This is a genomic window from Paludifilum halophilum (assembly GCF_002245355.1).
GTDB classification, from domain to species: Bacteria; Bacillota; Bacilli; order Thermoactinomycetales; family DSM-45169; genus Paludifilum; species Paludifilum halophilum.
Map to the genome: position 1 here is coordinate 289,550 of NZ_NOWF01000004.1, position 19,028 is coordinate 308,577.

The 19,028-nt window shown below is 47.4% G+C and carries 17 protein-coding genes and 1 riboswitch; of the genes, 11 read left to right on the forward strand and 6 right to left on the reverse strand.

What is annotated here, in order from left to right; translation table 11 throughout:
- Nucleotides 1-104: 104 nt before the first annotated feature.
- The 6 genes from CHM34_RS08575 to CHM34_RS08600 form a co-directional block, all read right to left on the reverse strand.
- A complete protein-coding gene (locus CHM34_RS08575) occupies nucleotides 105-1,331 on the reverse strand; it encodes an ATP phosphoribosyltransferase regulatory subunit (protein ID WP_094264184.1) in 1,227 nt (408 codons plus the stop codon).
- Nucleotides 1,328-2,371, reverse strand: a complete 1,044-nt coding sequence (locus CHM34_RS08580) for a S66 family peptidase (protein ID WP_094264185.1) — start codon at nucleotides 2,369-2,371, stop codon at nucleotides 1,328-1,330. Before CHM34_RS08580 ends, CHM34_RS08575 begins: the two co-directional genes overlap by 4 nt.
- Nucleotides 2,331-3,560 carry an MFS transporter gene (locus CHM34_RS08585; RefSeq protein ID WP_169713655.1) on the reverse strand — a complete coding sequence of 410 codons (1,230 nt, stop codon included), beginning with the start codon at nucleotides 3,558-3,560 and terminating at the stop codon, nucleotides 2,331-2,333. Before CHM34_RS08585 ends, CHM34_RS08580 begins: the two co-directional genes overlap by 41 nt.
- Nucleotides 3,561-3,790: 230 nt before the next feature.
- Nucleotides 3,791-4,819, reverse strand: a complete 1,029-nt coding sequence (locus CHM34_RS08590; protein WP_094264187.1) for an asparagine synthetase A — start codon at nucleotides 4,817-4,819, stop codon at nucleotides 3,791-3,793.
- A 3-nt stretch (nucleotides 4,820-4,822) separates the two neighbouring features.
- Complete coding sequence (locus CHM34_RS08595; protein ID WP_094264188.1) at nucleotides 4,823-5,704, reverse strand: class I SAM-dependent methyltransferase; 882 nt, start codon at nucleotides 5,702-5,704, stop codon at nucleotides 4,823-4,825.
- Between the two features lie 245 nt (nucleotides 5,705-5,949).
- Nucleotides 5,950-7,224, reverse strand: a complete 1,275-nt coding sequence (locus CHM34_RS08600; RefSeq protein WP_094264189.1) for an ATP-grasp domain-containing protein — start codon at nucleotides 7,222-7,224, stop codon at nucleotides 5,950-5,952.
- A 450-nt stretch (nucleotides 7,225-7,674) separates the two neighbouring features.
- Between CHM34_RS08600 and CHM34_RS08605 the strand changes: the two genes are divergently transcribed.
- The 11 genes from CHM34_RS08605 to CHM34_RS08655 all read left to right on the forward strand — a co-directional run bounded on the left by CHM34_RS08605 (nucleotide 7,675) and on the right by CHM34_RS08655 (nucleotide 18,809).
- Nucleotides 7,675-8,622, forward strand: coding sequence for a ribose-phosphate diphosphokinase (locus CHM34_RS08605; RefSeq protein ID WP_094264190.1), 948 nt, complete (start codon nucleotides 7,675-7,677; stop codon nucleotides 8,620-8,622).
- Nucleotides 8,623-8,699: 77 nt separating this feature from the next.
- A complete protein-coding gene (locus CHM34_RS08610; RefSeq protein WP_094264191.1) occupies nucleotides 8,700-10,433 on the forward strand; it encodes a tetratricopeptide repeat protein in 1,734 nt (577 codons plus the stop codon).
- Between the two features lie 31 nt (nucleotides 10,434-10,464).
- On the forward strand, nucleotides 10,465-10,794 hold the full coding sequence (locus tag CHM34_RS08615) for a thioredoxin family protein (protein ID WP_169713656.1): 330 nt from the start codon (nucleotides 10,465-10,467) through the stop codon (nucleotides 10,792-10,794).
- A gap of 294 nt (nucleotides 10,795-11,088) precedes the next feature.
- Nucleotides 11,089-11,241: riboswitch (cyclic di-AMP (ydaO/yuaA leader) on the forward strand.
- A 97-nt stretch (nucleotides 11,242-11,338) separates the two neighbouring features.
- On the forward strand, nucleotides 11,339-11,803 hold the full coding sequence (locus tag CHM34_RS08620) for a CBS domain-containing protein (RefSeq protein WP_141201667.1): 465 nt from the start codon (nucleotides 11,339-11,341) through the stop codon (nucleotides 11,801-11,803).
- Between the two features lie 256 nt (nucleotides 11,804-12,059).
- Nucleotides 12,060-12,554, forward strand: coding sequence for an 8-oxo-dGTP diphosphatase (locus CHM34_RS08625; protein WP_240511938.1), 495 nt, complete (start codon nucleotides 12,060-12,062; stop codon nucleotides 12,552-12,554).
- 111 nt (nucleotides 12,555-12,665) lie between these two features.
- Nucleotides 12,666-13,640 carry an ROK family glucokinase gene (locus CHM34_RS08630; RefSeq protein ID WP_094264251.1) on the forward strand — a complete coding sequence of 325 codons (975 nt, stop codon included), beginning with the start codon at nucleotides 12,666-12,668 and terminating at the stop codon, nucleotides 13,638-13,640.
- Between the two features lie 29 nt (nucleotides 13,641-13,669).
- Nucleotides 13,670-14,548 (forward strand): RNase adapter RapZ, encoded by an 879-nt coding sequence (gene rapZ, locus CHM34_RS08635; RefSeq protein WP_094264195.1) that lies wholly within the window; start codon nucleotides 13,670-13,672, stop codon nucleotides 14,546-14,548.
- Nucleotides 14,549-14,562: 14 nt separating this feature from the next.
- Nucleotides 14,563-15,549: a gluconeogenesis morphogenetic factor MgfK gene (gene mgfK, locus CHM34_RS08640; RefSeq protein ID WP_094264196.1), complete on the forward strand. Its 987-nt coding sequence runs from the start codon at nucleotides 14,563-14,565 to the stop codon at nucleotides 15,547-15,549.
- A 25-nt stretch (nucleotides 15,550-15,574) separates the two neighbouring features.
- The gene (gene whiA / locus CHM34_RS08645; RefSeq protein ID WP_094264197.1) at nucleotides 15,575-16,540 is read left to right on the forward strand and encodes a DNA-binding protein WhiA; all 966 of its coding nucleotides are present in this window, start codon (nucleotides 15,575-15,577) and stop codon (nucleotides 16,538-16,540) included.
- Nucleotides 16,541-16,573: 33 nt separating this feature from the next.
- Nucleotides 16,574-16,834 (forward strand): HPr family phosphocarrier protein, encoded by a 261-nt coding sequence (locus tag CHM34_RS08650; protein ID WP_094264198.1) that lies wholly within the window; start codon nucleotides 16,574-16,576, stop codon nucleotides 16,832-16,834.
- A gap of 154 nt (nucleotides 16,835-16,988) precedes the next feature.
- Entirely contained in the window at nucleotides 16,989-18,809 is a 1,821-nt protein-coding gene (locus tag CHM34_RS08655) for a cation:proton antiporter domain-containing protein (RefSeq protein WP_094264199.1), read from the forward strand.
- The last annotated feature ends 219 nt before the right edge of the window (nucleotides 18,810-19,028 follow it).

Below are 19,028 nucleotides of genomic sequence, written 5' to 3' on the forward strand. Positions count from 1 at the left end.
AATTCACAATCGAATCGAATAGATACCAAAATAAAAAACCGGTTCTCTTTTAACGGATCCGGTTTTTCTCATGGGCCATTCTTTGTGAACTTCTCGTTGTTTATTCAACCCGATAGAAGTTCTTCCAAGTTTTGTTGAATATCAGGATGTTTGGACTGAACTGATATTCCCTGAGCATTTACTCGAACGAAAGAGCTCGACGCATAGAAGTCGCTTCGAAACATTTTGTTCCAACGATTTCTTTTTTCTGTAATAATAGAAACAATATAGTATGGCTGTAATTGTCGTTGAATTTTTTTGATCCGTTGGGCTACCTCTCTTACATTAGAAAAGGCGTTATCATCAATTAGGACGACAACGTGTTGAATGGATGATTGAATTTGAACGAATTGGGCAAGGACAGATACACCGATCCCCATACAGACAGCCGGAATCTGTTTCTGGCTGAACTTAGAGCACAACGTATCGATACGTCCCCCATCTCCAATTAACAGGTTTTTCTCTTTTTCAGTATTCACATACACCTGGTAATTAAAGCCGGAGTAATGGCCAGTCCCTTCTAGGTTTTTTAACGAAAATAGGATTATTTCATCTGGCAGCAGGAATTGCAACCAATTGATAACTTCTAAAACCTTATTCATCTCTGACCGGACTTTCTTATGTACAATCTGGTCTACCCATGTTCGAAGGGTTTCAATTTTCATGGGGCCTTGTGTAAACAAACGACTTAATATCTGCTGATCAACTAAATTAAGGTCTGTTTTTTCCAATTCCTCTAATCCTTTAAACCGAATATCCTCGGCTAGCGATGGTCTAACCGAGTTAAAAATGTTGTGGTTTGAAAGTTGAATATATGATACGTTTACGGAGGAAACCCGGTTGAGAGCCTGACAGGTTAATGTGAGGAGTTCCGCATCCGCAAAATAGGAAGAAAGCCCCCATGTTCCAACAAGGATCTGCTGAAATTCACGACGATAACCGGGTCGTTGTGGAATACGGTCCCTGTATAAATTCCCAATTTGTATCAACTTGAGAGGAAAGGTTTTGTTGAGATCAGCAACAAACCGAGACATACTCATCGCGAGATCGGCTTGCAATGCATATTTGGTTTTTTCCTTCACCCGATGCACTTCAAAAATCTTGCTATGATGAACATGGGTAGCATTCAAATATCTCTTTCGTAACTCAACCATAGTTGTTTGGATTTCCTCGAATCCTGCAGGTTTTGTTAGGTCTAGAAACTGCTGATAAATATGTCGAACGGTCTCAATCTCTTTGGTTAAAAGATCATAAAACTGCGGGACCTTAGACTCGATATAGGTTTTCTTCAAACGTCGCTTCCTCCCTCCGAATCTAGTTGAAGCAGTTGAATATCTTTTCGGACAGGATCTACTCTTACGATGGAACCTATGGGAAGGGTCATAATAGGAGCCGTATGCCCAAAATCCAACTGTGCCACTACCGGAATATCCCTATTCTCGTGCTTCAAGACCTCTTGAATAATAGTCTTCATGTCTTTAACCTTATTCAAACTCATACCTTCAATTTTTCCGATAAGTAGAGCATGGATGTGCTTAAAAACCCCCCTCAATTTAAGGGACCAGATCATCATGGCCCACTGTTCAAGGGAGATGTAGGTATCTTCTATAAACAGAATAGCTCCGTCTGGGATCTCCCAATATTCAGTGTCTAAGATGTTAATTAAACTGTTGGTGTTTCCCCCAACCAAAACTCCAGACACTGCCACCTCAGTCACATTGAGCCATACTGGGCCATCGTTTACAAACTGTTTTCTCGGTCGAGTTCCCCATTCGTAGCTGGTCCATTCAATATATTCATCAGTCCACTTCTCCGGGTATGAAAAAGAATAGGGTAAGGCTACCGTCTGCTCCGCTATTTGCCGGAAGGATGAAACTGTGAACTCAAATGGATGTGGGTATTCGCCAAAGCTTGGGATGACTGCCGGTCCATGGAAGGTGATTAGGCGACTTCGATAGTAAAGTACGTTCAGCAATACGCTTGTATCCGAAAATCCACAAATAAACTTAGGATATTTCCGAATATGGTTAAAATCAAGATACGGAAGCATTTCCAACGAATTATATCCACCAATCGTACAAATTATTCCTTGGATCTGGGGATTCTCAAAGAACGCATGTATCTCGTTCGCTCGCTGGTGTGGGGGAGCAGACCGATAGTTGTCCATCGTGGTACATGTTACGCCTTCCACAAGGGAATACCCTAGGTTCTTTAGGGTTTGTTTACCGAGTTCGTACTGTCGGGGAAACTTTTGTGGTCCGGGACTGCTAGGAGAAAACAAGGCTAGCGTATCACCCGGTTTTAGAGCCGGTGGGAAGAGAGTGTTCTTCATTTTTCACTTCACCTTTCGTTAGCTGCTTTTTAACCTTGACAACTGGAAGAATCAATAGTGTTATTAACAACAATGCTGTCGAAACAATAACCAGTAGATGCATATTTTCAATGGGTATCGGAAAGAGCACTAATGTACATGAGACTACCAAGGCGATGATTGTTTCGATGATTACCCGTTGATTCGTGACCGGCCCCACCTCTTTAACGGGAAAAATGATTTGGGGTACAGACTTTATCACACTGCCCCAACCTCCGTTAACGAGGCCAATAAAAAAGCACATAATCATAAGCCACAAAGGATTTTTCATTAACAAGAACAGAGGAACCATTAGAACCATTAAACTGCCATAGGGGACTAAGGATCGCATTTTCAGTCGATCCTTAACCACATTTGCAACTACCAATCCTCCCAAGGCGGATCCCACAGCGTACAAGGCATTCATATTGGCGAACAGGGTTGGATCTTGCACAAGGGACTTTGCTTTAATAGGCGCTAAAGTATTAAACAACAACACTACGGTTGCTACGGCGGAACCCATTAATGTTATGGATAGAACCGAAGGATTCCACCACTTCAAATTTTCCTGTTTTCGTTTTTCAGAATCCTCTTCGATCGTCTTCTCCTGAGCTTGTTTCATGCCTCGGAATCCGAGGATTAAAAGCAGAGCCGACAGAAAGTACGTCATACTATCCACCAACAGTAAATGTTGGGTCGATACTAGTAACAACAGACCTGCCGCTGTTAAGGAGCCCAGAATATCTCCCAACTGAATGAGGACAGTCGAGTAACTGTTAAACTTGACAATGGTTTTGGACTCACCCTTAAATCGTTGGGCAATAGCGGCGAAATAACTGGGGAGAAAGATTGCACTCAATGAATGTATCAGAAAAGTGATTATCCAAATAGTAAGTTGGATGTGTATTTCTAATAGAATGAAAAAATATCCTACAAGCACCACGCCACTGCGGATTAAATCCGTGAATACCGTAACCCGTGCGGTATTATGTTTCCTGGAAAGATTCGAAGAGAGCTTTCCAAACATCAAATAAGGTAAAAACTTGGTGAGAGCAACAATCCCTAATCCGGCCACCCCACTTGGTGAATCTAATACGATCCAAGAGATAGCCACAAAATGCAGACTGTTTCCAAGAAAAGTCCCGAAGGCCGCGATCAATAACCAGATCATGAAGAACCATCCCATCTTCAATTTAGATCATAACGAATTTCGAAAAAGATAGAAAGGGAACGTTGTTCGTCCCTTTCCTTCTCTAAGACTATATGCGTGGGGGATAGGGTATTTATTACTACCTTGTTAATGTCTAAAATATCTCATCATGGATAGCAGGAACTGGCGAAAAGTTTTAAAACGTTTATGATCAAGGGACTGAAACCATCTTGGACTTTCGTGACTTTTTTTTAAGGAGTGATGGTGACTCCATTAAAACGAGGTATTATTTGAAAATCCCTTATATCATCTTGCTGGGCAATCCACATTAGTAACCGTTCTAATCCCATTCCGAAGCCAGCCGTTTGCATTGGGAAATAATCTTTCATATACACATACCACTCATATTCTTTTTCATTAAGTTCATGGAGTCTCATAGATTCACGCACCTGATTTCCTGTCTTATGTCGTTCGCCAGCACCTACCACTTCCCCGATGCCAAACAGAAGGTCAGCATTTAGAGCGTATTTTCCTGTTTTATCCTTTGTTTGATAAAATGGAACAGATAGGTAATCATGGTGTGTTAGCCATACCATTCCACCATACTGTTTAATCAGATTTTTTTCACCTTCGGGGGTGATGGTCCGGAACCCCTCTGGGTGGTGTACGATATAGTCTGAATCATTGTTTAACTGTTTCACGGCTTCTTCAAAAGAGATCTCCGGAATATGTCTATTCTTACTTATGATTTGCTCCAGGTGTTCTGTTGTGCCTGCCATCTTTTTGATATGTGCCGGTGTGTGTTTTAGAAGGTCTTCGCATAATCGATAAATATACCGATTTACTAGTTGTATAACATCATATAGTCCACCAACGATTTCTGATTCGCTGTGGTAAAACTGACATAGATGCCTCTCATCTGCGAGTTCTCCACGGAAAGAAGGCATTATGTAGTGCACGCCTTCAGGTAAATACCGAAGCATATACTCTAGGTGAAATTGCATAGAATCCGACAGATACGTTTCTACACCCTCCAACTCCACCTTGACAGGTAACGAGTCACTTCCCAGGCCCATGGGACTAGTGATCGATCCGGTGGTAATCGGAAGACTAACCGTTCGGATACCTTGGTCTCGGAAAAAGTTCCAGGTTGAATGATTTATCTCATCCTGGATGATTGCAAGTGTTTTATACCATTCACTTTTTAAGGCAACCTTGTAGTGGGTTGTTGGGTCCGCCCACGACTTTGTCGGCATTAGTTTTTGGATCGTGTCTTTCATCCTTTATTCCTCCTTCCAGAGTTTGGGCCCATTGAGGTTCCATGGATCGATTACGCCTTTTTCCAAGAACAGCTCTTGCTGTTCGGGGACGAATTGGTTCCGTAAGAGAGCCGTCATGAAAGAAAGATACCGGTGATTTTCATTAAAAACCTCCATGATTTCTAACCATCTACTTTTAAACTCCTGCACTTGTTTATCGTCTAGACTTTTAAGTGCCGGAGATTGATTAATTAGACCATTTGTATAGGTCTTAATCACATTTGATGGGCGCGCTTGCATTTCTTTTTCTTGGTACCAATACAACTCCATTCCTGATTGGAGCAAAAGATCGAGCCAGTAATTCTTCGTCCACGGTTGGATTTCAAATCCTAAAATATCATTGAGTTTTTGTAGCAATGGCTTCGGAACATCCCGGTGGTAAAATAAGTTTGTAACAGACAGCAATCCATAAGGCTTAAGAACTCGTTGATATTCAGCGAAGGCTAGCTCACGATCTTTTTCTGGGATAAAAGTATTGGCTCCACCTGTTATAACAAGGTCGAATTGATTATCTTTAAAGCGAATGTTTCTAGCGTCTCCGACCTCGAATTTGACACGTTCCTGAATAAAATCTGGTTCCTTTTTTAAGATTTCGTTAGCTTTTTGAATGGCCTGAGGGTTGACGTCGATCCCAAACAGTTGGCAGTTCTTCATTTTTGCAACTTCAATTGAAGTAAATCCTGTATTACAACCGATCTCTAATACTTTGGCACCGTCTTGAAGTAGGGATCGCATTAAGATGTTATTTACCGTTCTTTTACCTCCGGGACACCTATTAACTTCTTCGATGTACGATAAAAGATCCACATAGGACATAGAATGAGGATTCTCAAGAGAATCGGTCATTAAGAGACACAACCTTTCTAACCTTTTGAATAAATTAGCTTTTTGTTGTTGGCCATAAGATGTCTATCACGTAGCCTTTTGTCATGAAACGGTTCATGCAAAATATGATTTCAAACTTTTCTATTTCCTGTGCTGAAACGATTTGCTAAAAATAGAATATTACGAGCGAACGGTTTAAGAAGAATGCCGAAGTCGCTCCTTGTTCTGCTTAATAAATAGGTCCAACACTCCATATCTCCTCATTTTTATTCGTATATTACGTGTATATGTTGTTGCAACCGTTCCAAATCCCTTTGTGCCGATGGCTCATCTTCTGAAGTAAATATTATATGACCTAAACGTGTATCGCCCCAAGTAAGAGGTTTTTGAATTTGATCTCCTTCGCTACAGTAGATCTTCAGTTCCAGTATTTTAACTCCATGACCATCTTTAATTTCTACTTTTTTAAACTTATTCCCATATGAACAAGCCGGTGCCGAGACAAATACAATCCCCGTGATCGCTTTCTTGTTGTGAGAAGAAATTACTCGGTCTACGTCTTCAACAGCAAGTTGCCCAGATGATACATCCACTGCCAGTTTTAAGGTTTGTATTTTTAGGGATTGATCTATCAGTACTGGGATATGATCACCCGCCAGACGGGCTCCCAACTCGAGCATTACCGGTCTACCATTATGGATTTTAAATTCGGCATGTGTCATAGCGTTTTCAATCCCTAGTGCTTCGTGAGCAAGTTGCAACTGAAATTGAATCTTTTCCCAAGTAGATGGATCAAAGCGATTCCAAGGGAAAAGATGACCAGTCTCATCAAAATATTGACTGTCCTGAAGCGTGTATTTTTTCGTAATTCCTAGGAGGCGGTACTTGCCTCCAATTACGAGGCCTTCTGCGCTATATTCTTCTCCTTCAATATATTCCTCAGCCAATACGGTGGGTTCTATTCCATAGATTTCGTTTAAATTGTAAACTTCCCCTTCGAAATCTAAATAAAGATCAGACCGGAACGGGATGTCAATCTTAGCTGTAGCTTCTTCAAGGTTGTTGGCTTTAATTACTGCGTTACTTCCCATTTGTGAGGCAGGCTTTAAAATCAAGGGAAACTGCCATTGACTTAAGGCATATACATCTATTTTTTTGTTTAAGATTTGATATTTTGGGATGTTCACTCCTTGGGATTCCCAAACAAGACGCATACGATCCTTGTGACGAAACGCATCGGAATTATGGCGGGAGATAACCGGCAATTTTAGTAACTTGGCTAATCGATTAGTAATGGGAAGGGCTCCTTCGTTGTAGCAAAAGACTCCGTCAAAAGAATCTCTTTCATGTTCTGCTTTCATAGTTTGCGAAATATAGGGCCAGTTCCTTAAACGTGTAAGAATTATTTTTTCGTAATATTCCTTTTTCCAAACAGGCAACTCATTGAGAAGGGTTATCCGATAGCCCATTTTGTTCAATTCTTTCGGTATGTATGATCGTGCATTTGGCTCACCTTGTTCAACAACCAGAAGTCTCACCATTATCAGACCACCTTAATGACAAATACCAGGAATATTATATATTAAAGGGATGATTCGTTCAATAATATAAATTAAAAAGAATGTATTATCTTTGCAAAATTCCCGCGATAATCGCATCTCTGGAACTTATATCATTGAATTATTTTGATTTTTTAGAATTTATTTCTGAACAAGGTAGGATGATATCCAGTTGAGTAGGAAAAAAGTTAAATATAGAGTATAAAAGCTATTTTAGTTGTAGTTTAGGTTATGAACCGATGGTATTCCAAGCCAAGTTGACGATTTTCCCCCTCTATCCGTACAATAAAGGAAAACCCAGGAATCCACGCGGGAGGAGTGGGGCGGGACTTTCCGGAATCTTCGCTTTTTCGGGATATACGATTTCCTGAAATATTGTTGTCCGATGAGTCCGTTCAGGACTATTCGTGAATTCAACCGTGGAGGGGTTTGATGATTTCCAAGGGTTTTATGTTGTTTTCCGGGAGTTCCAGCCCGTCATTGGTCGATCGGATGGCGGATCATCTCGGCAAAAGTCCCGGAAAGGTCCGGATCGGTCGGTTTAAAAGCGGCGAGGTCTATGTCCATTATGAGGAAAGCGTTCGCAACGCTGAGGTCTACCTTGTCCAATCCCTTTCTCATCCTGTCAACGATCATCTCATGGAACTTTTGATCATGGTGGATGCGGCTAGACGCGCCTCAGCCCGTACGATCAATGTTGTGATCCCCTATTTCGGCTATGCCCGCCAGGAGAAAAAAGATGCTCCCCGGGAGCCCATCTCCGCCAAAGTGGTTGCCGACCTCCTGCATACGGTGGGTGTTAATCGGGTCATTACCCTGGATTTGCACGCTCCGGCAATTCAAGGATTTTTCAATATACCCCTCGATCACTTGACCGCTCTGGATCTGTTTACCGAATACCTGGTCGACAAGAAAATTTCCAACCCCGTCGTGGTCTCTCCCGATGCGGGACGGGTTAAAACGGCGGAAAAGCTGGCTACATACCTGGATACCCCGTTTGCCGTCATGTTGAAAAAACGCCCCTCCCATAATCAAGCCAGCGTGACTCATATCGTCGGAGAAGTGAAAGAGCGCACTCCGATCATCATTGAGGATATCATCGACACCGGGGGGACGATTGTCAGCGTGATCGACGGTTTGAGGGAAAAGGGGGCGGAGGAAGCCTATCTGTGTGCCACGCATCCGGTTTTTTCCGGAAATGCCGTAGAAAAACTGGACTATCCCGGGATCCGGGAAGTGGTGATCACCGATTCATGTCCCGTTGAACAGCCCTTGCCGGAGCGGATTCGACTCTTGTCCGTAGCCCCTCTGTTGAGCAAGGCGATTCGGTTGATTGAAGAGGGAGGCTCCATTAGTACATTGTTCCGGGCGGGCATGTAAACGTTGGTGCAAATATGGTATACTTTTTCCGACGTGTCAATCGGAACCTCAATACCCGATCGGGTGGGGAAGTGTACATGAGAAAACAATATGCTGACGTAAAGGACCGCACCAAAGGACGTAAAGTGGTCCGGCTCCGCATGGACGCCGGTTTCTTCTTCGAACGCGCCGTCCGTTCTTTGGATCGGCATCGTTTTGACAAAGCTTTAAAATATTTTCGCCTGGCCGTGGAAAAAGAGCCCGACAACCCGGTTAACCAGTGCAACCTGGCCGGCATTCTGTCGGAGATGGGCCGCTTCGAGGAATCCAACCAAGTATTGAACCGGATTTTGGAGGATGTAGATCCCGATCTGTATGAGTGCTATTTTTATATGGCCAATAATGCGGCCAACATGGATCAATTCGAACAGGCCGAGGAATATCTGATCCGGTATCTGGAAAAGGAGCCAAACGGCGAGTTTGCCTCTGAAGCGGAAGAGATGCTGGATATGCTGGGCTACGAGCTGGGCCGGCAGCCTCGCCGACCGGAGGTCAAGCCCAAGAACCAATGGCTGAAAAAACACGATGAAGCCCGGGCGGATTTGGAAGCGGGCCATTTTCTCCAGGCGACGAAAACCTTGGAGCAACTGGTGGAGCAGGTGCCCGACTTTATGGCGGCTTTGAATAATCTCGCCTTGGCCTACTATTATACCGGGGATCTGAAAAAGTCGGTCCAAACCATTAACCGGGTGCTGGATTCGGACCCCAACAACCTTCACGCCTTGTGTAACCTGGCCGTCATCTGCCAGCACCGGGGAGATACCGATAAACGGGATCAACTGGTGGAGATGCTGAAAAAATGGGCTCCCTATCACCTGGAACACATGTATAAGCTGGCGACGACCATGGGAATTCTGGGAGAGCATACCGAAGCGTTACGGCTGTTCAAGCAATTGATCAAGCTGGAGAAAAACACGGACGCCAGCCTGTATCACTATGCGGCGGCAGCCGCCTTTAATACCAAGCAATTTCATCAGGCCCGGAAATACTGGCGCATGGCACAGAATTTGGATCCGGGTTCGGATATTCCGGGCTTTTACCTCAAGCAGCTGGAGGAATGGCGGGATTGTTCCCCGGAGCGGGTTCCGACGGTCAGTTATCATTACCAGCTGCCCTTTGAGGAACAGTTTATGCGGCTGGATCGCCAGTCGAAGGCGATTCCCGAACAAGTCAAGAACAACCCCTTGATCCGTTCTTCCTTCTTCTGGGCTCTGAACTACGGGGACCGGGAGACCCAAATGCAGGTGATTCAGGTTTTTGAGTGGATTGCCGACCGGGAAGTGGAGCAGGTATTAAAAAGTTTCTTGATGAAAAGGGACGAAGAGGATGACGTCAAACGGCTGGCCCTTTACGTATTAAGGCAGATCGGTGCGGAAAAGCCTTATAAAGCGATTTTGAGTAACCGGGAAGTGGAAATCCAACCTCACGACCTGTCGCGGGAGCTCCCCTCCTGGATGGAAACTTGGGAGCAAGTGCTGGAGTGCTGTTTGGAAGGGATGCACGGGCATTACGATATCACGCATATGAACGACGCCCAAATCATCTGGGCGGAGTTCCTGCGACAGAATCAGTCCAATCCGCCCCGGATTCAAAAAGTGGAAGGATGGGCGGCGGCCTTGGAATACGTGGTGGCCAAACTTCACGGGATGCCCCTGACGCAGGAGAGAGTGGCCAAAAAACACGAAGTGTCCTCTTCCACAGTGGGGCGTCATGTACGTCTGTTGGAAAAGGTATGCCGCGTTCACAGGGAACGCTCTTCATTCTCGCAATAAGCGCATGAAGCCAGTGCGAGGGGGAACCATGGTGGAGAAAATCGATAAAGTTTCTTTCAATCACTTTATCAGTGAGGGGCAGAAGGTGGTGGAATTCATCGCCGGTTGGTGTGTGGATTGTAAACGCATCGCTTTCTCCATGCCCGCATGGGAGGAGGAATACACCTCCTTTCGCTTCGGCGAGATCGATGTCGATGAAGCCCGGGAAATCGCGGAAAGCCGTGATGTTAAAGGGGTTCCTACCTTTATCGCCTTCCGCGACGGGAGAGAGATCGGTCGTCTGCACAGTAAGGAGGCGAAAAAAGAAGAAAACATCGAGGCGTTTTTAGACCGGATCACCGAAGGAGTCACCTGCTCCTAGTGCCTCTTCTGAGAAAGTCGATCGTGTTTTTCCGACGAGGGAGGGGCCGGTTTTTCACGGAGCGCCTTCATCTGTCGATGCGAACAAAGAACGCATCCATCACATCGTTTTCCAGCGACATAAAGACAGGATCAAGCGGATGTTAAAAAAGGGATAACGTCTGAAAAATTTCTTGACCTCCCCACAGCGGGGGAGTATGATACCTTCATGGTCGCGAATGAACCATTTGTGCTATGTCCGGTTGGGTCGCGTGGTTTTGCCGGTCCGCCTGACAGAGGCACCCATTTTTTCAAAGCCATTCAATCGCTGAATTCGACGAAAGTCGAGCGGGGGACCCGTTCTAATGGGGTGAATCCCGTATTTCTCCGGGTGAGAGATGCGGGTAGGGCAAACTCTTCCAAAGCCCGAATCCGTCAGCTAACCTCGTAAGCGTTGGTGAAGAGGGTGGTGGTTTCTTTTGTTGTGGCAAAAAGCCGCCGAAGCGACCCCTTCGGCGGCTTTTTTGTGGGGTAATGCCAAAAAGAAGGGATAAGGATTGTTTGATATGAAAAAAAACCTGTCCAGTCTCTTTTCGAGGGAGATTTCTTCCCTGGTGATCCCCAAGGAGGATGTGGTTACAGTTGCACCGGAGTGGACGCTGGAGCGGGGTCTACTGGTGCTGACACGACGCGGCTATGCTTCTGTACCCGTCATTGATTCGAAAGGACGGGTCGAAGGAGTGATCAGCAAAACCAATATTTTGGATTTTATGTTGGCCTCCAATCATTTCGAGTTTGGAAAACTATCCCGGTATCGTGTCCGGGAGGCGATGAACCAGAATCATTCAGGTATTCTCGCCAACTCGATTTTTTCATTTGCCTTCGATGTTTTAATCGACCGTCCCTATATTCCGATCATCGATATGCAGAACAAATTTGTCGGGATCCTGACACGGAAGGTTTTGATGGAAAAGGTGACGGGGTACTTCCAACAGGAATTTATTCAAACGATGGCAGACCATCGCACTTGAAAAACGGTCTTCAATAGGCCGGGGACGGACTCGGATAGAGGCACGGAATGGAGTTTTCGGCTCGAGGTGTCTCTTCCGGGTCGGTCTGCGGTCTTTTTTTGACGATTGGTTCGGTATAAGCAAAAGGATTTGGCGGTTTCCGACCGATTTGTGTATAATGATCATGTTTCGATTGTAATCGCTTTCGTCTTTGGCGGGTGGGTGCAGAGACCCGCTTTTTTTGTGCGCTCACGGTCCATCAGCAGACCGGATCTTCATGGATAACAGAGGTGAAAAACGAGTGCAACGAATCGCCAACTGTATTTTAACGGATAAAGACCAAGTCCTTCTTCTCAAAAAGCCGCGTCGGGGTTGGTGGGTGGCTCCCGGTGGAAAAATGGAGCCGTCGGAGACGATTTTGGATACGGTTTGCCGGGAATTTGAAGAGGAGACGGGCCTGATTTTACAGGACCCCGTCTTAAGCGGTGTTTTTACCATGCGAATGGAAAATAAAGGATTTCTGGAGAAGGAATGGATGATGTTTACCTTCCGGGCGAATCGTTATAAGGGAAAACGATTGGAACAATCGTTGGAAGGGGAGCTTTGCTGGAAGCCTGTCGCATCAGTACCCCGCTTGCCCACTTCCGGTATGGACCGAAAAATCCTCACTCACCTCCTCACCTCTCGTGATCTTTTCATCGGAAAAATCGTCTATACCCCTGATGAACAACTGATCGATTACACTTTTTCCTCCAATAGGGACGCGCTTTGACCCGCGGGTTGACCCGGAAGGTGCGATGAAGTATAGTCATAGCGAAGTTTGGTATGGATGGGGGTTGACATCTCTTCCACAGAGAATCCTTCAGGAAAGGGAACGAAAGCGATGGGAAAATGTTACCTCGGAATCGATTTGGGAGGTACCAGTGCGAAGCTGGGGGTTGTGGATGAGTCGGGGGCATTACTGCACCAGAGGGAAGAGCCGACTTTGTCGGATGAAGGAGCGGAAGACGGCCTGCTCCGTATGGCCTCCTCCCTCCGCCGCTTGACTCGGGAGGTTGGAATCCCCTGGGATGCAGTTGCCGGGCTGGGATTAGGGTTACCCGGTTTTCTGGACATTCCCCGAGGCCGCATTATCCGTTTGACCAATATTCCCTGGGAGGATGTTCCGGTCAAGGAGTATCTGGAGCAAGAGTTGCAAATACCGGTGGCCATCGATAACGACGCCAATGCTGCCGCCCTGGGTGAAGCTTGGAGCGGGGCGGGTGCCGGACGATCGGATCTGATCCTGGTTACCCTGGGAACCGGTGTCGGGGGTGGCTTGGTGACAGGGGGACGGTTGGTTCGCGGTGTAAACGGTATGGCTGGGGAGATCGGCCATATCCGGGTGGAAGAGAGGGGGGCTCTCTGCGGTTGCGGACAACGCGGCTGTGTGGAGACGATTTCTTCCGCCACCGGGATGACACGATTGGTGCGTGAAGCGGTCCTCTCCGGAGGGGAGACGATCTTGGCGAAAAAGGCACAGTCGGGATCGCTGGAGGCCAGGGGAATTTTTGAAGCGGCGGAGTTAGGGGATCCCATCGCTTTAAAAGTGATCGATGCGGCGACGGATGCCTTAGCCCGTGTCATGGCTGTTTTATCTGTGGTCACCAACCCGGAGGTATTTATTATCGGAGGCGGTATTTCCAAGGCCGGGGAGGGTTTATTTGCTCCTCTGCGGCAGGCATACGCTAAACACGCTCTTCCTCAGGCTTTGGAAAACGTTCAGATTGTTCCCGCTCAGTTGGGAAATGATGCCGGTATGATCGGTGCTGCTGGTTTGACAGCAAAAAGAGAAAAAATGAGTTACAATATCATATAATAAGTGGGATAAGAAAGCGGTGACGGAGTATGGACGTCCAAACGGGTAAAGAGATCAACTTGGTTGTAATCACCGGAATGTCCGGTGCCGGCAAGACCGTTGCGATGCAGAGCTTGGAAGACCTCGGCTTTTTTTGCATCGATAATCTCCCTCCCGTACTCCTGTCCAAGCTGGCGGAGCTGTTAGAGCAATCCGGAAACCCGTTGCAGCGGGCCGCTCTGGTCATCGATCTCCGGGGACGCGACTTTTTCTCCTCCCTCTTTGAATCCCTGGACACACTGGAAAAACATCACGGGATCCATTATCAGATTTTGTACCTCGACGCTAACGATCAAGCATTGGTTCAGCGGTATAAAGAAACCCGCCGCCGTCATCCCCTGTCTCCCGACGGGACGCCGATGGACGGTATTCGTCTCGAGAGGAAGCTGTTGGAGGAGATTAAGGGCCGTGCTCATCAGATCATTGACACCAGTTCATTGAAGCCCGCTCAATTGAAGGAGAAGATGGTCTCTCTTTTCAGTCAGTCAGACCAGAACCGTCTTTCAATCACTTTCCTTTCCTTCGGGTTTAAATACGGCGTACCGATTGACGCCGACCTGATTTTTGACGTTCGTTTTCTCCCCAATCCCCACTATGTGGATTCATTGAAGCCCCAGACGGGAAAAGAGATCGATGTCTATAATTATGTGATGAAATGGCAAGAGACGAAGCAATTTGTCGACAAACTGATCGATATGATGTCTTTTCTTATTCCTCACTACCGTCGGGAAGGAAAAGCCAGTTTAGTGGTGGGGATCGGCTGTACTGGCGGTAAACACCGTTCCGTTGCAATCGCCGAACTTTTGAACCGGACCTTTGAAAAAGAACAGACCCGCGCGGCACATCGAGATATCGGTAAGAACGGCTAGTGAGGTGTCCATCTATGAAGAGTACGGAGTCCGTCGGCCGCCACAAACCCCGGATAGCCGTGATCGGCGGGGGAACCGGTTTGGCCGTGATGTTGCGCGGGTTGAAGCAACTCCCCGTTGACATTACCGCCATTGTAACCGTCGCTGACGACGGAGGCAGTTCCGGTCGGATTCGAACGGATCTGCGAATGCCGCCTCCCGGTGATATTCGTAATGTCATGGTTGCTTTGGCGGATACCGAGCCCGTATTGGAACGTGTATTTCAGTATCGCTTCCAAAACGGAAACGGATTGGCCGGTCATAACCTCGGCAATCTGATTATGGCTGCGCTGAAGGATATTACCGGAGATTTTACTCATGCCATCCAGGAAATGAGCCGGGTGCTGGCGATCCGGGGTCGGGTCCTTCCATCAACGGATCAAGAGGTGGTACTCGGCGCGGAAATGACGGACGGCAGTCTGGTCGTGGGGGAATCGAGCATTCCCAAGTCCGGCAAAAAGATTCGGCGGGTCTTTCTTCGTCCTGAGGACGCCCATCCCTTGGAGGAAGCCCTCGAAGCCATCGATCAAGCCGACGGAATTGTCGTCGGCCCGGGCAGCTTATTTACGAGTATTTTGCCCAATCTATTGGTGAAAGGTGTGGCGGATGCGATCCGCTCTGCCAGGGGACGAAAAATTTACATCTGCAACGTGATGACCCAGGGCGGGGAGACGGATGATTATACCGCCGCCGATCATTTGGCGGCGATTCACGAGCATGTGGGCGACCGTTTTTTCGATGTCGCCATTGTAAATAATGAGTTACCTCCTCCCTCGATTCAGCGTCAATATGCTGTCGAGGGGGCGACCACAGTTTTACCAGATATTGACCGCATGAAAGAGTACGGATGCGAAGTATTGGCGGGAAACTTCCTTCAATATCGGTCTGTGCTCCGTCACGACGCGGCCCGCCTCAGCCGTTGCATCGTGGAACTGATTGGGAAAGGGTCTTTGTCGCCGTGACAGCGGATGAGGGAAGTGATCGTTGATGTCCTTTGCCTCCACCACCAAACAGGAATTAACCCGTATCGATTCGATGGAACACTGTCAGCGTGCGGAATTGTCCGCCCTGGTTCGAGTAAACGGGGCCGTCCAGCTGAATGGCGAGCATATCCGTTTGGATGTCAGCACGGAAAACAACGCGATTGCCCGGCGTACCTATACCCTGATCAAACAGCTTTACCGGGTGCAACCGGAGGTATTGGTTCGAAAAAAGATCCGCTTAAAAAAGAACAACACTTATGTGGTTCGAATCCGGGCCGGCGCGGATAAAATTTTGCAGGATTTGCGCATACTTGGAGAAAGATTGGAACGGATCCGGGGGATTCATTCTGATCTCATCATAAGGGAGTGCTGTCGGAGGGCTTATCTCAGGGGAGCTTTCCTGGCCGGGGGATCTGTCAATAATCCTGACAGCGTTTCCTACCATCTGGAGATTGTTTCCACCTACCAGGATCACAGTGAAGATTTGTGCGATTTATTAAACCAGTATCGCCTTCATGCCAAATGGCTCGAACGAAAAAAGGGTTTTGTCGTCTACATCAAGGAAGGCGACAAGATCGGCGAACTCCTGAATATCATCGGTGCGCATCAGTCCTTGTTTGCATTTGAGGATGTTCGGATCATGAAGGATATGCGCAACTCCGTCAACCGATTAGTCAATTGTGAAACCGCCAATCTCAATAAAACAATTCAAGCGGCGATGCGCCAAGTGGAGAATATCCGTCTGATTGAGCAAGAAATCGGGTTGGACCAGCTTCCCGATCGGCTTCGGGAAATCGCTGAAGCCCGGGTGAAGTATCCGGAGGTTACTTTGACGGAACTGGGACAAATGCTTCCGGGGCGCAAAGTGAGTAAATCAGCGGTGAACCATCGCTTGCGCAAGCTGGATCATATCGCCGAAAAGCTGAAAAACAACAACACCCCTTCGTCCGTGCAAGCGTGTACCGATTGATATCTATCTTTTTCAATCCATGGAGGGATTCATATGGCTGAAAAAACTGTGACCGTCAACCTGAAGACCGGACTGCACGCCCGCCCCGCCGCTTTGTTCGTCCAGGAGGCCAATAAATATTCCTCGGAAGTATTTGTCAGCAAAGAAAACAAAAAAGTAAACGCCAAAAGTATTATGGGCATTATGAGTTTGGCAGTCTCCAACGGTTCTGATATCGTGATTTCCGCCGAAGGTGCTGATGCTGACGAAGCGGTGGAAGCGTTAACCGCTATCGTCAGCAAAGAAGAGCTTTAATCCGGGTTTTCGACTAAAAACAGCCGTTGCCTGCGGGTGGCGGCTGTTTTTCGTTGCCTTCCCATATTAGGGTCACACGGAAAAGGGGATACTTAAAGCGATATCCCCGAAGAACACTTCCTATACCAACAGGATCGGAAAGGAGGTCGGAGTCATGGAAGGACACTCCGTCGTATCCCTCATGATTGTCGTCATCGCCGCTTTTTTGATACCGATTGTTTTACATCGTCTCCGGTGGCGTGCGATCCCTGTCGTCGTCGCAGAAATCGCTGTCGGTTTGGTATTGGGGGAAAGCGGGCTTCAGTTAATCCAGCAGGATGAGTTGTTGGACCTCCTGTCGATGCTCGGCATTATCTATCTCATGTTCCTGACAGGACTGGAAATCGATTTTGATCTGATCCGCCGAAGCCGTAACGGTTCTCAAAAAGTGAACCCTCTGTGGATCAGTCTGGTCGGTTTCACCGGAATTTTCGCCTTATCTTTCCTTTTCGCTTGGGTGTTAAATGTATTCGGTATCGTCAACGAGGTCTTTTTTATGACCCTGATCATATCGACGATCTCCGTCAGTGTCACATTGCCTGTTTTGAAGGATAAGGGACTTTTAAACGTCCCCTTGGGTCAGACGATTCTATTGACGGCGGTGATTGCGGACCTGGTAACCATGATTTTGCTGGCGGTTTTTGTTTCTTTTCGCCAGTCTTCGGAAGGGGTTACCGATATCCTCTTGCTGTTACTTCTCTTTGTCGGAGTATTTGTGGTCTATCGGTTGATTCATTGGTTCCAGCCGCTGAAGATCATGGAAAAAATTCATCAAGAGACCGTCTCCATCGGTACCCGGGGCGTGTTCGCACTGATTTTGTTTTTTGTCGCCTTCTCCGAAAGGGTAGGGGCGGAAAACATCCTGGGGGCTTTTTTGGCTGGAGTGATCCTGTCTTTATTGTCTCCGAAAAAAGAATTTGTTCAGCAACTGAACGCTTTCGGCTTCGGCTTCCTGATCCCTGTCTTTTTCGTTATGGTTGGGGCGGAGTTGGATTTGCCGGGCATGTTTCAGGATCCCCAGGCACTTTCTCTGTTGCCTCTACTCCTGATTGCCTTTTATCTGTCCAAGATGGTACTCATTCCTATTTTTCGCCGATTTTTCGGTCGGAAGGAGTCTATCGGTTCCTCCCTTCTGCTGGGGTCCACCCTGAGTTTGGTGATTGCCGCCGCCAAGGTGGGAATGGATATGGGAATCATCAACAACACCACCAACACAGCTTTGGTGTTGGCGGCGGTGGTCACCGTGTTGACCTCTCCGGTTGTTTTCCAGCGTTTAGTGGAGGATGCCCACGGCGAAGAAAAAGTGTATCGGGCCGCCCTGATCGGATTTAATCCAGTCACGATGAAACTGGCCAAGGATTTGTCGAGGGACGGTTATCACGTGACGATGTATGGATCGGATCAAACCAACCTGGAACCTCTAGAACGCCACCCCTTCCGGGTCGTGGAGGTAGCACCGGGGGATTTGGATCAACTGGATCGAGAGGGAATGTTCGACCGGGAGATTGTGGTCGCCTTTACCAGAGATGATGAATGGAACCTGGAAATGGCTTTGGAGGCGGAGAAAAGAGGGGTTGAGCAGGTGATTGCCCGGGCGGAAGCCAAACAGAGATTGCCCGAGGAAACCCGGATCCAATTTGTGTCCGCCTTCTTTTCCAATACCACACTGGTCAAAGCCATGATTGAGTATCCCACCTTGCTTCGGTTGGTTACCACCCATGAACATCTTCACGAAATCTCGGTGAACAACGAACAGTACCACTGTACCCGGATTCAGGATTTGGCGCGGTTGGGGGATCCCCTCGTATTGCGGATCATCCGCGGGAAGGAAGTAATCGTGCCCCACGGAGAAACGGTCCTTCATGTGGGTGACCGATTGATTGTCGGCGATACGCCGCCGGAAGAAATATGGGAACTAAGGCGGATATTGGAGTGAGAGAAACGCACCCTGCGGGGGGCGTTTTTGTAAGCATGAAAACCCCCGGCGGTGAGACCGCCGGGGGTTTGCGGTGCGGACGCCCGCTTTTTTATAGTAAAGGTCTTGGCCTTTCCTGCTTCTATCTTACCCATACTCGCTTTTTCGAGGCAATAGGCTAAAAGTCGAGGATCTAAAGACCGTTTCCGTAGGATGGATGCCCCCCCTGCTTGGTTCTTA